9 protein-coding genes are annotated in these 12,513 nt (G+C 64.5%); 6 read left to right on the top strand and 3 right to left on the bottom strand.

Annotated features, from left to right (window positions below; all coding sequences use genetic code 11):
• Positions 1–87: 87 nt before the first annotated feature.
• The gene (locus Q1B16_RS01770; RefSeq protein ID WP_299784324.1) at positions 88–849 is read right to left on the bottom strand and encodes an NAD kinase; all 762 of its coding nucleotides are present in this window, start codon (positions 847–849) and stop codon (positions 88–90) included.
• 171 nt (positions 850–1,020) lie between these two features.
• On the opposite strand from Q1B16_RS01770, the gene glyA reads away from it, so the two are divergent.
• From glyA to Q1B16_RS01755, 3 genes are all read left to right on the top strand, one after another.
• Positions 1,021–2,316, top strand: a complete 1,296-nt coding sequence (gene glyA, locus Q1B16_RS01765) for a serine hydroxymethyltransferase (RefSeq protein WP_299784322.1) — start codon at positions 1,021–1,023, stop codon at positions 2,314–2,316.
• A 349-nt stretch (positions 2,317–2,665) separates the two neighbouring features.
• On the top strand, positions 2,666–4,228 hold the full coding sequence (locus Q1B16_RS01760; RefSeq protein ID WP_299784320.1) for a 2-isopropylmalate synthase: 1,563 nt from the start codon (positions 2,666–2,668) through the stop codon (positions 4,226–4,228).
• A 257-nt stretch (positions 4,229–4,485) separates the two neighbouring features.
• Entirely contained in the window at positions 4,486–5,343 is an 858-nt protein-coding gene (locus Q1B16_RS01755; RefSeq protein WP_299784318.1) for a DMT family transporter, read from the top strand.
• Positions 5,344–5,486: 143 nt separating this feature from the next.
• Here Q1B16_RS01755 and Q1B16_RS01750 read toward each other — a convergent pair whose 3' ends face one another.
• Positions 5,487–7,934 carry a ligase-associated DNA damage response DEXH box helicase gene (locus Q1B16_RS01750; RefSeq protein ID WP_299784316.1) on the bottom strand — a complete coding sequence of 816 codons (2,448 nt, stop codon included), beginning with the start codon at positions 7,932–7,934 and terminating at the stop codon, positions 5,487–5,489.
• 103 nt (positions 7,935–8,037) lie between these two features.
• Between Q1B16_RS01750 and Q1B16_RS01745 the strand changes: the two genes are divergently transcribed.
• Positions 8,038–9,225, top strand: a complete 1,188-nt coding sequence (locus Q1B16_RS01745) for an MFS transporter (RefSeq protein ID WP_299784314.1) — start codon at positions 8,038–8,040, stop codon at positions 9,223–9,225.
• A gap of 26 nt (positions 9,226–9,251) precedes the next feature.
• On the opposite strand, the gene Q1B16_RS01740 is transcribed toward Q1B16_RS01745, so the two are convergent.
• On the bottom strand, positions 9,252–9,842 hold the full coding sequence (locus Q1B16_RS01740) for a riboflavin synthase (protein WP_299784312.1): 591 nt from the start codon (positions 9,840–9,842) through the stop codon (positions 9,252–9,254).
• A gap of 107 nt (positions 9,843–9,949) precedes the next feature.
• Here Q1B16_RS01740 and Q1B16_RS01735 point away from each other — a divergent pair, with 107 nt between their 5' ends.
• Together Q1B16_RS01735 and Q1B16_RS01730 are read left to right on the top strand one after the other, a co-directional pair.
• A complete protein-coding gene (locus Q1B16_RS01735; RefSeq protein ID WP_299784311.1) occupies positions 9,950–11,257 on the top strand; it encodes a capsule biosynthesis protein CapA in 1,308 nt (435 codons plus the stop codon).
• 100 nt (positions 11,258–11,357) lie between these two features.
• Positions 11,358–12,506, top strand: a complete 1,149-nt coding sequence (locus Q1B16_RS01730) for a polysaccharide biosynthesis/export family protein (protein ID WP_299784309.1) — start codon at positions 11,358–11,360, stop codon at positions 12,504–12,506.
• Positions 12,507–12,513: the final 7 nt, after the last annotated feature.

Raw genomic sequence — 12,513 nt, 5'->3', positions numbered from 1 at the left:
GAAGACCGATCCCCTGGCTGGCATATCGCGCACAACCTAGGGGAGCGAGATGGCACAAAATGGGCGGTTTCACGGCGACACGAGGCCCTAGACGAACTGCTCCCGGATCAGCCGTTCCTCAAGCCCGTGGCCGGGATCGAACAACACCCGGTGCGCGATCGATGGCTCCGACCGGATATCGACCCGCATCACATCCCGCACCGCGCGGGCGTCGGCTTCGGCCATGACCGGGCGCTTGTCGGGATCGAGCACCTCGAACGTGACCTCTGCGGTCTTGGGCAGCAGCGCGCCGCGCCAGCGCCGGGGTCGGAAGGCGGCCATCGCGGTGAGTGCCAGAACGTCCGACCCGATGGGCAGGATCGGGCCATGCGCCGAATAGTTATAGGCGGTCGAGCCCGCAGGCGTGGCGACAAGCGCGCCATCGCAAACCAGTTCGGACATGCGCACCTTGCCATCGACGCTGATCCGCAGCCGTGCGGCCTGCGGCCCCGCCCGCAACAGAGACACCTCGTTGATCGCAAGCGCCCGCTGGGTGCTGCCGTCCTGCCGTGTGGCTGTCATCGACAGGGGGTTGATGACCTCTTCCTGCGCCTGCTCGAGCCGTGCCTCAAGGTCATGTTCGGAGTATTCGTTCATCAGGAAGCCGACCGTGCCCCGGTTCATCCCGTAGACCGGTGCGGCCAGATCCTGCGTGCGGTGCAGGGTGGAAAGCATGAACCCGTCCCCGCCCAGCGCAACGATCACATCGGCGCCGTCCTCGGCGTGATCGCCGTAGCGACGTGTCAGCCCGGCCCTCGCGGATTGGGCGATCGGCGCGGGACTGGCGGCAAAGGCGATGCGCAATGACATGAGATATGTGTTCCTATCGGGGTCGTGCCGTTCCGAAACAAGCACAAAGCTCTGCCACGCACCAGCCATGGCGCGGCTTTGTCGCGCGTGGTCGCTTTCCAACCTTTGCCTTTTGCCACAATTCGGATACGTAGTCGCCAACTCAAAACCCGCTTCCAGGAGGCTCTGCCCATGAATGCCCCGCACCGCGAAACCGGCTTTTTCACCAAGTCGCTGGCCGACAGCGATCCGGACCTTTTCAAGTCGATCACCGATGAGCTGGGCCGCCAGCGCGACGAGATCGAATTGATCGCGTCGGAAAACATCGTCAGCCGCGCCGTGATGGAGGCGCAGGGATCGGTGATGACCAACAAATACGCCGAAGGCTATCCCGGCCGCCGCTATTACGGCGGCTGTCAGTTCGTCGACGTGGCCGAGAACCTCGCCATCGAACGGGCGTGCAAACTCTTTGCATGTGAGTTTGCAAACGTGCAGCCGAATTCGGGTTCTCAGGCGAACCAGGGCGTGTTCACCGCCCTGCTGAAGCCGGGCGACACGATCCTTGGGATGAGCCTCGACGCGGGTGGTCACCTCACACACGGTGCCGCGCCCAACCAGTCGGGCAAATGGTTCAACGCGATCCAGTACGGCGTGCGCGAAGAGGACAACCTGCTGGATTACGACCAGGTTCAGGCGCTGGCGACCGAACACCAGCCCAAGCTCATCATCGCGGGCGGCTCTGCCATCCCGCGCCAGATCGACTTTGCCCGGATGCGCGAGATCGCGGATAGTGTCGGCGCGTGGTTGCATGTGGACATGGCGCATTTCGCCGGTCTGGTGGCGGCGGGCGAACACCCCTCGCCCTTCCCGCACGCGCATGTGGCCACCACGACCACACACAAAACCCTGCGCGGACCGCGCGGCGGCATGATCCTCACCAATGACGAGGCACTGGCCAAGAAGTTCAACTCGGCCATTTTCCCGGGCATCCAGGGTGGCCCGCTCATGCACGTGATCGCCGCCAAGGCCGTGGCCTTCGGCGAGGCGCTGCGCCCCGAGTTCAAGACCTACCAGCAAAACGTCATCCGCAACGCGCAGGCGCTGTCCGATCAGCTGATCAAGGGCGGTCTGGACACCGTGACCCACGGCACCGACACCCATGTGGTGCTGGTCGATCTGCGTCCCAAGGGCGTAAAGGGCAATGCCACCGAAAAAGCGTTAGGGCGCGCGCATATCACCTGCAACAAGAACGGCGTGCCGTTCGATCCCGAAAAGCCGACCGTGACGTCGGGCATCCGCCTTGGCTCTCCGGCGGGCACGACACGCGGCTTCGGCGAAGCCGAGTTCCGCCAGATCGCGGACTGGATCATCGAGGTGGTCGACGGTCTGGCCGCCAATGGCGAAGACGGCAATGCGGCGGTCGAGGATAAGGTGCGCGGTGAAGTGGCCGCACTTTGTGCCCGCTTCCCGATCTATCCCGACCTCTGACCCGGGCGCACGATGCGTCGACGCATCGTGCCGTTTCCGTTGACGGAAACGCTTGGGGGCGCTGCCCCCAAACCCCCGAGGTACTTGGGGCCCAAAGAAGCCGGCATGCCCGTCAGCCACCCGGACGTCTTTTTGTGCGCGGGTGGCTTTTCTTTCGCGAATTGCCTTGTATAGTCAGAGCCATGAACGCATTGGCCCATATCGCAATTCGCACGCGCACACGCGCGCCTCTTGCGCTGGCCAGCCGTCTTCTCCTAATCCGCCTCTGAGCGCGGCCGTCCCGGCGCGACCGCTCAGAGGATAACCGCTTCGCGCCGACGGTTAGGGACAAGACAAGAAAGACCAGAACATGACAGAGACTGACAAGAACCGGGTGGTCATCTTCGACACCACCTTGCGCGACGGCGAACAATCCCCGGGCGCGACTATGACCCATGACGAAAAGCTCGAGATTGCCGAATTGCTGGACGAGATGGGCGTCGACATCATCGAAGCCGGGTTTCCCATCGCCTCCGAAGGTGATTTCCGCGCCGTGAGTGAGATCGCGGAACGCTCCAAGGATGCCGTGATCTGCGGTCTTGCCCGGGCGCAACTGCCCGACATTGACCGCTGCTGGGAGGCGGTAAAGCACGCGCGCCAGCCGCGCATCCACACCTTCATCGGCACCTCACCGCTGCACCGCGCCATTCCGAACCTCACGCAGGACGAGATGGCCGACCGCATCGAACAGACCGTGACCCACGCGCGCAACCTGTGTGACAACGTGCAGTGGTCGCCGATGGACGCCACGCGCACGGAATGGGACTACCTGTGCCGCGTCGTGGAGATCGCGATCAAGGCGGGGGCGACCACGATCAACATTCCCGACACGGTGGGCTATACCGCACCGGTGGAAAGCGCGGATCTCATCCGCCGTCTGATCGACACGGTGCCCGGCGCGGATGAGGTGGTCTTCGCCACGCATTGCCACAACGATCTGGGCATGGCGACCGCCAACGCGCTGGCTGCCGTTGCCGGGGGTGCGCGGCAGATCGAGTGCACGATCAATGGGCTGGGCGAACGCGCGGGCAACACTGCTTTGGAAGAGGTGGTGATGGCGCTCAAGGTGCGCAACGACATTATGCCGTACCACACGCGCATCGATACGAAAAAGATCATGCATATCTCACGCCGGGTGGCGACCGTGTCGGGCTTTCCGGTGCAGTTCAACAAGGCCATCGTCGGCAAGAATGCCTTTGCGCATGAGTCGGGCATCCACCAGGACGGGATGCTCAAAAACTCCGAAACCTTCGAGATCATGCGCCCCGAGGATGTGGGCATCGCAGGCACGTCCCTGCCGCTTGGCAAACATTCCGGCCGGGCCGCGTTGCGCGCCAAGCTCAAGGAATTGGGCGTCGACGTGGGGGATAACCAGCTCAAGGATATCTTCGTCCGCTTCAAGGATCTGGCCGACCGCAAGAAAGAGGTGTTCGACGACGACATCCTCGCCCTTGTGACCGCGACGACCGAAGGCGACGACGCGCTGCAACTGGTGAACCTCAAGGTGCTGTGCGGCACCGGCGGACCGGCCGAGGCGACGCTCGAGATGGAGATCAACGGTGAGGACAAGTCCGCCGTCAGCGAGGGCGACGGCCCGGTGGATGCCACCTTCAAGGCGATCCGGCAGTTGCATCCGAACAAGGCAAAGCTGCAACTCTACCAGGTGCACGCCGTGACCGAGGGCACCGATGCGCAGGCCACCGTGTCCGTGCGGCTGGAAGAGAACGGCATGATCGCCACGGGCCAGTCGGCAGATACCGACACCGTGGTCGCGTCGGCCAAGGCTTATATCCACGCGCTCAACCGCCTGATCGTGCGGCGCGGCAAAACGGGCAAGGACGTCAAGGAAATCTCCTACCGCGATGTGACGTGAGAGATGCCGGGTTGAAGCCCGGACTTCGCAGCGACAGTGAACAGGCCGGGCGTCAGCCCGGCCTGACTTGCATCAGCGGGCGAAATCGGGGCATCCTGAACCCAGCCTATCCATGTGCGGCTAGGGATCCGTTGCCACCGGCAAGCAGGACCGAGCGCCGATAAGAGCCACGTGGCAGACACCCGAGGGCGAAAAGACCAGAGGGGATGGACAGGGCGTGATGACACACGTCTTACCCTCTGCTGAAAGGTCTTTACATGACGCTCGCCGGTCTGATCCTCGTCCTACTTGCCGCTGTTTGTCACGCCACCTGGAATTATCAGGTGAAGCGTATCAACGGTGGGCCAGAGCTGATCTGGCTGTTTTCCGTCCTGTCGGTCATCCTCTACCTGCCTTTGGCGCTGTTGATCATGGTGGTTCAGCAACCGCAGATCGGCCTTCCGGGGCTCGCGTTCATCTTCGGTAGCGCGGTGCTGCATCTGGGGTATTTCCTGTTGCTTCAGGCCGGGTATCGGCATGGCGATCTGTCCCTCGTCTATCCGACCGCGCGGGCCACCGGACCGATCCTGTCCACGACTTTTGCGGTCATCTGGCTGGGCGAGATTGTCTCATCCCAGATGCTCATTGGTGCGGCGATCATCATCTTCGGCGTGCTGATGCTCACCGGTGGGCTCCGGCCCGACGGGCAGCGGTTGACCGCGTCGCTTGGTTTCGGGCTGGCCGCAGGCACGCTGATCGGCAGCTACACGGCGTGGGATGCCTACACAGTGGCGACCCTGCTCGTGCCGCCTCTGCTTCTTGACTACGCATCGAGTGTTGGTCGGATCCTGCTCCTCGCCCCCGTCGCGCGGCGGCGTTGGAACATCGTGCGCCAGCAATGGCGAGACCACCGGCGCGGCGTTCTGGTTATCGCGGTGTTCAATCCGCTGGCCTATATCCTCGTGCTCTACGCGCTGACCTTTACGCCGGTCGCCTATGTCGCGCCGATCCGCGAGGTCAGCGTCCTGCTAAGTGTCCTCGCTGGAAGCGTCCTGCTGGGCGAAGGCGATTTGCGGCGACGGCTGATGTGGGCCGGTGTGATCCTGAGCGGTGTCGTTCTTCTTGGCTTTGCGTGACAGGCACCTGTGAAGCCTGTGACGTTAACCTTTCTTCCACGGACAGTACCGTGCCGGGCAAAAGCCCCGCGGTCTAACCCCTTGAGTCCGCGTCTGTCCCCACGGGGACAGTTTCAGCCCATGCGCGCGATTGACGGAAATCGTTAATACGGCACCCGCCATTTCGGCTTGCTTGGGGCGGGCTCGACCTGCGCCAGGCCGCTAGTTTCCATCAGTCGCGTGATCTCTTCCTCGAGCAGACGCTCATCGGCCATACCCCGCACCGGCACGCGTCCCGGCTCAAGAAACAGGGGCGCGGCAAGGGGGGTCACGCGGTCGAGTCGCAGAAGGTCGATCCGGTCGCCCACCCGTTCGGCCATCTCGCGGATGCGGGAGAAATCGACCAGCCCGCGCATCGCTTCTTCTCGGGTGATCTGCATGAGCAGGTGGTCGGGATCGTATTTCAAGAGCGTGTCGTAGAGGATGTCCGACGACATGGTCGCCTGCCGCCCGGTCTTGCGCTGGCCGCCAAGGTTGCGTTCGATCAGGCCGGCGATGGTCGCGGACGCGCGGAAGGTGCGTTTCATCACTGCGTTCCCGGCCAGCCAGCCTTCCAGACCCGCCTCCAGCGCCTCGATATCGAAGAGCGGCGCGGGGTCGATCACTGCGTCCAGCCCCCAGATCAGCACCGCGTAATCGGTGGCGACAAACCCCATCGGGGCAAGGCCTTCTTCCTCCATCCGTTTGGTCAGCAGAAGCCCGAGCGTCTGCATCGCGTTGCGCCCGGCAAAGCCGTAGGCCACCAGTTGTTCGCGCCCGTCATGCGGGAAGCTTTCGATCAAGAGCCGCCCCGGTTCGGGCAGGCGGCTGACGCGGCGCTGCATGTGCAACCAGTCGCGCGTGTGGCGCGGCAATTCGGGCCAATCATCCTGCTGAAACATCCGAACAATGCGGTTGGAAAGCTGGGTCGACGTGGCGAATTTGGTGCCCATGAAGGTGGCGATCTTGGGCTTCTTGCCCGCATCGCGCGTCACCTCGACCGTGAGTTCGCGCAGACCCTCGTAGCGCACGATCTGCCCGCCGATCAGGAAGGTGTCCCCACGGGTCAGCGTGGCGGCGAACCCCTCCTCGATCTCGCCCAAGGGCGCGCCGCCGCGCCCGCGCCATTTGACCTTGAGCGTGTCGGTGTCCTGAATGGTGCCGATATTCTGCCGGATGCGGGCCGCCGAACGAGGATCGCGGAGTTGCCAGCGGCCATCGGGCAGTTGCTTGAGGCGCTGCCACTGGTCATAGGCCCGCAGGGCATAGCCGCCGGTGGCGCAGAAATTCAGGCAGGCGTCGAATTCGGCGCGGCTCAGGTCGGCATAGGCCCCGGCGGCGGTCATCTCGGCATAAAGGTCATCGGCGTCGAAGGGGCCGGAACAGGCGGCGATCAGGATATGCTGGCAGAGCACATCGCGCGGGCCCCGCCCCCGCCATTCGCCGTCAAGGTCATGCGCCTTGACCGCCTCCAATGCGGCGACGCATTCCACCACTTCAAAACGGTTGGCGGGCACCAGCAACGCCTTCGACGGCGCGTTGTAGCGGTGGTTCGCGCGACCGATGCGCTGCACCAGACGTTTGACGTTCTTCGGTGCGCCGATCTGGATCACGAGGTCCACGTCGCCCCAGTCGATGCCAAGGTCCAGCGATCCGGTGCAGACGATCGCCCGCAGGTCGCCGCGGACCATCGCCGCCTCGACTTTTTCCCGTTGCCCGCGATCAAGGCTGCCGTGGTGAATGCCGATGGGCAGCGCGTCCTCATTGGCAAGCCAGAGGTTGTGAAAGAAGATCTCGGCCTGCGCGCGGGTGTTGTGGAAAATCAGCGTGGTCTTATGGCGTTTCACCTGTTCCAGCACCGCCGGGATCGCGTATTTCGCGCCACCGCCGGACCAAGGGGGCGCTTCGTCCGTCACCAGCATGGAGATGTCCGGCTCCGGCCCCGGATCGGCCAGCACGATCTCGCAGGGGTCCGGGTGCCGGGCCAGCAGGCGCGCGATGGCTGCCGGGTCATCGACCGTGGCGGATAGACCGACGCGGCGCAGATCGGGACACATGGCCTGCAACCGGGCCAAGGCCAGCATCAACTGGTCGCCGCGTTTGGATTCCGCAAGCGCGTGGATTTCGTCGACCACAACGCGCTGCACACCTTTGAACATGCGCGGCGCATCCTCGTAGCTTGTGAGCAGCGCCAGCGATTCCGGCGTGGTCAGCAGGATATGCGGCGGGTCGGCGCGCTGGCGTTTCTTGATATGGGCCGAGGTGTCGCTGGTGCGGTCCTCCACCCGGATCGGCAAACCGGCCTCGTCAATCGGCGTGCGCAGGTTGCGTTTGATATCGGCGGCCAGCGCCTTGAGCGGGCTGACGTAAAGCGTGTGCAACCCGTCGCGCGGTGTCTCGGCGAGGTCGACCAAGGTCGGCAGAAACCCCGCGAGCGTCTTGCCGGCCCCCGTGGGCGCGATAAGCAACAGGCACGGGTCCGTCGCGCGATCCAGCATCTGTTGCTGGTGCGGGTGGATCCTCCAACCACGGCTGTCGAACCAGGTCTGAAGCGAGGGGGGCAAGGCGGTCATGCCCCTTACATATGCTGCGCGCGCGCAAAGAAAAACGCTTGGCGCGGATTGCAGGTGCTGCGCGGATGGCAGATGGTCCGCGCACGTCCGAAAGGCCCGACCCATGCGCACACCCCATCCGCTTCTTCTGACCCTGACGCTCTATCTGGCGGGGCTTGGCGCGGCGGGGCAATTCTCGAAGCTGGCGGTGAGTTTCGTCACCCTGACCGAGGTTTATGCCGGGCAAGGCGAAACCCTGCTCGGGTTGACCGTGTCGCTGATCAGCCTTGTGGGTCTGATCCTGGGATTGGTCGCCGGAATCGTGGTGTCCCGGATCGGGGCGCGGAAGGCGCTTGTCGGCGCACTGGCGCTGGGTGCTGCCGTGTCGCTGTGGCAGGCCACACTGCCCGCGCTGCCGGTCATGATGGCAAGCCGCGTTCTGGAAGGCGCATCGCACCTGCTGATCGTGGTGGCCGCCCCGACCCTGATCGCAGAGGCGACGCCCGACCGCTACCGCCCCGCCGCGCTGACGTTGTGGAGCACGTTTTTCGGTGTGGCCTTCGCGCTTACGGCCGTTGCGGCGCCCGTGATGATCGCTTGGGGCGGATTGCCGGTCGTGCTCGCCGCGCACGGGGCGTGGATGGCGCTCGCTTGCGGCGCGGTGATGCTCGTGTTGCCACGCGCCATCATCGCGACCGTGCCGCCCAGCGCGCGCGTGTCGGTTCTGCGAAGGCACCTGACCGCCTATGCGACGCCGGGAATCGCCACGCCTGCATTGGCGTGGCTCTGCTATACGCTGACCTTCGTATCGGTGCTGACTGCCCTGCCATTGTTGACGCAAGGCACAGCGCCGACATGGTTCGTCGCGACGGCCCCGTTGGTGTCCATCGCGGTCGCCTTGTCGGTCGGGGTCTTCGTCCTGTCCCGCCGTCCGGCCCTGCCGGTCCTGACACTGGGCTTCGCCCTGTGCGCCGGGATGGCGGTGGTGATCCTGGTGACCGGGTTCACGACATGGAGCGTGCTGTTGCTGTTCGCCAGCATGGCGCTGATCCAGAGCGCAGGGTTCGCAGTCGTGCCGCAGATCAACGCCGATGCGCCGTCACGGGCGCTGGCCAATGGGGCGCTGGCGCAGATGGGCAACCTCGGCAACCTGAGTGGCACGCCGCTCTTGATCGCGCTCTACCAGGGCGCGCCGGTGTTGGGGCCGTTCCTGTTCCTGCTCACGGCTTACGTAGTGGGTATTCTGGTGACATTGGCGATCGGTCGCCGGGCGGTCGCCGCGATGGCAGAGGGCCGCGTTTCAGTCGACTGAAACGCGCGAATGCGTCGACGCATTCGCTACCCCTGCATCTCCGCCAGACGCGCCACGTAGCGGGCCAGCGTGTCGATCTCGAGATTGACCTTGTCGCCCACCCTGGACGCGCCCCAGGTCGTGACCTCTTGGGTGTGCGGGATGATGTTGACGCCGAAGCGCGTGCCTTCGACCTCGTTCACAGTCAGCGATGTGCCGTCCAGCGCGACCGAGCCTTTGGGCGCGATGAACCGCGCAAGGGCTTTGGGCGCGTCGAACGTGTAGCGCACGCTGTCGCCCTCTGGCCGCATATCGACGATCTCGGCCAGACCATCGACGTGGCCCGACACGATATGCCCGCCAAGTTCGTCGCCGACCTTGAGGGCGCGTTCGAGGTTGATCTTCTGGCCCACGGTCCACTGCCCGATATTGGTCTTGTCCAGCGTTTCGGCGCTGATCTCTACGTCGAACCAATCCGGGCCAAGCTGCACCACGGTGAGACACACGCCGCTGCACGCGATGGACGCGCCGATGTCGATGCTGTCTGTGTCGTAGCCGGTGCCGATACGGGCGCGCAGGTCGCCGCGGTGTTCGAGGCTCCGGATCTCTCCGATATCGGTCACGATGCCAGTAAACATGATCTTGCCCTTATCACCGTCTTCCGCACCAAATCTTGCGGAATGCCATTCTCAGAGGGCCACCATCCGTGGTAGCCTCGCGCTGATCCGAGGGATACTGCGACGCCATGACAAACACAACGGGCAAGCCTGACACAGCCGCCGCGCGGGTGTTTCTGTTCTTGCAGGGGCCGCACGGCCCGTTTTTCAGCGAATTGGCCGAGCGCTTGACGGAAACCGGGGCCGCCTGCTGGCGCGTGGCGTTCAATGCGGGGGACGGCGCGCGATGGCGTGATCGGTCGACGCTTCTGGCCTTTCGCGGCACGGCAGAGGAGTGGCCGAAGCAGTTTCGCGACTGGGTCGCGACGACCGGAGCGACAGATCTGGTCGTCTACGGTGACGTGCGCCGACACCACGCCGAGGCGATCTCCGCCGCGCGGGACGCCGGCCTTACGGTTCACGTGTTCGAGGAAGGCTATCTGCGGCCCTACTGGGCGACCTATGAGCGCAACGGATCGAATGGTCATTCCAGGTTGATGGAAATCACGCTGGACGAGATGGAGCGCGCCCTGACCCGGACCGCGGATGTTCCCGCGCTGCCGCCCGACCGCTGGGGCGATCTGCGGATGCATATGGTGCACGGGGCGCTTTATCACTGGCATGTCCTGTTCCGAAACCAGGCTTTTCCGAACTTCCGCCCGCACCGTGACCAGAGCGTCGCCGAGGAGTTTCGCCTGCACGTGCTGCGCCTGGTGCGACGCCCGCGCCATATGGTCGAACGCTGGGCGGTGACCCGACGGATCAGGCGCGGCGGGCGCCCCTATCACGTGGTGTTGCTGCAACTCGAACACGATGCGAGCTTTCGGGCGTTCTCGGGTTTTGCGTCGCAGACCGATTTCATCGAGATGGTGATCTCGGGCTTCGCACAAGGCGCGCCGTCGCATCACCGTCTGGTCTTCAAGGCGCATCCGCTCGAGGATGGGCGCGCACCGCTGGAAAGCGCCATCCGCGCAAGTGCGGCGGCGCATGGGGTCATGGACCGTGTTCACTTCGTGCGCGGCGGTAAGCTCGCCTACCTGCTCCAGTCCGCACGGTCCGCCGTCACGGTCAATTCCACATCGGCGCATCAGGCGCTGTGGCGGGGGCTGCCGGTGCGCAGTTTCGGCACAAGCGTCTATGACAAGCCGGGGCTGGTGTCGCATCAGACCCTGCCCGATTTCTTCGCCGATCCTCATCCGCCCGATCCGGGCGCCTACGCGATCTACCGGCAGTTCCTGCTTGAAACGAGCCAGATTCCGGGCGGCTTCTATTCCGCGAAAGGGCGGGCGCAACTGCTCAGGCAGGTCATCGACCGCATGATCTCGACGGCGGGTCCTTACGATCTGCGGTTGCAGCGCCGCGAGACCGAGGCGCAACAGTTGCGGGTCGTTCGCTGAACGGCACCAGCCCTAGTACTGGCCAAACTGACTGGATTCCGGTAGCTTACCCGAAAAATATAAACCGAGGCAGTCAATAACTGGTCGAGGAGACCGAGCAGTGTTCAGTTCGAAATTCCGGTGGGCGACGCCCATCGTCGTGGTGCTTTCGGCATCCTTTCTGGCGTCGTGCGGGCTTCCCGGCGTCGGGCCGACCAAAAAGCAGATTTTTGCGGGCTCTGTTCAGCGCGAGGGGGATGCCTTTGTCGTGGCGGTCAATGACCGGGTCACGCGGACCACGGCGGTTGTGCCCGCGCTTGGATTTTCCGACAGCCTCAAGAATGCCGGCATCCAAAGCGCCGATATCATTCGTCCGGGCGACACGCTGGGTCTGACGATCTGGGAGAACGTCGACGACGGGCTATTGGCCGGGGAAGCGTCGAACGCGACGGCGCTGGAAAGCGTGCAGGTCGATGGTTCGGGCTTCATCTTCGTGCCCTATGCCGGGCGCATCAAGGCCGCCGGGAACACGCCCGAAGCGATCCGTCGGATCATCACACAGCAGCTTGAAGACCAGACGCCCGACCCGCAGGTCGAGGTGCGCCGCACGGCGGGCGACGGGGCGACCGTGTCGATCCTCGGCTCGGCCGGGGTGCAGGGCATCTTCCCGATCACCCGCCCGGCGCGCACGCTGGGAACGATGCTGGCCAGTGCCGGTGGGGTCGGAACCTCGCCCGAGATCGCGCAGATCACGCTGACCCGTGGCAATCACAGCGAGACGATCTGGTTCCAGGATCTTTACGATCATCCGAAACTGGACATCGCCTTGCGCGACGGCGACCGGATTCTGGTCGAAGCCGATCAGCGGTCCTTCACGGCGCTCGGGGCTGCCGGATCGCAAACCCGGCTGACCTTCGACACACGCACATTGTCTCTGGTGGAGGCCTTGGCCCAACTCGGCGGTCTGAGCGCCTCGACGGCCGATCCGACGGGTGTCTTCGTGTTCCGCAACGAACCCGCCGAGATCGCAAACGCGGTTCTGGGCCGGTCCGACCTCGTCGGTGCGCAGCGTATGATCTACGTGACCGATCTGACCGAACCCAATGGTCTTTTCATGGCGCGCGATTTCCTGATCCGGGACGGCGATCTGATCTACGTGACCGAAGCCCCCATCGTTCAGTGGAACCGCACCATCGCGTCGATCACCGGCACGCTTGGAGGTGCGCAGGGTCTCACGACAGCGGCGACGGGTGGCACTCTCGGCGAGTGACACGGGT

It is taken from the genome of uncultured Marivita sp., from assembly GCF_947488135.1.
Lineage (GTDB): Bacteria > Pseudomonadota > Alphaproteobacteria > Rhodobacterales > Rhodobacteraceae > Marivita.
This window is presented reverse-complemented; position numbering and strand designations above follow the sequence as displayed.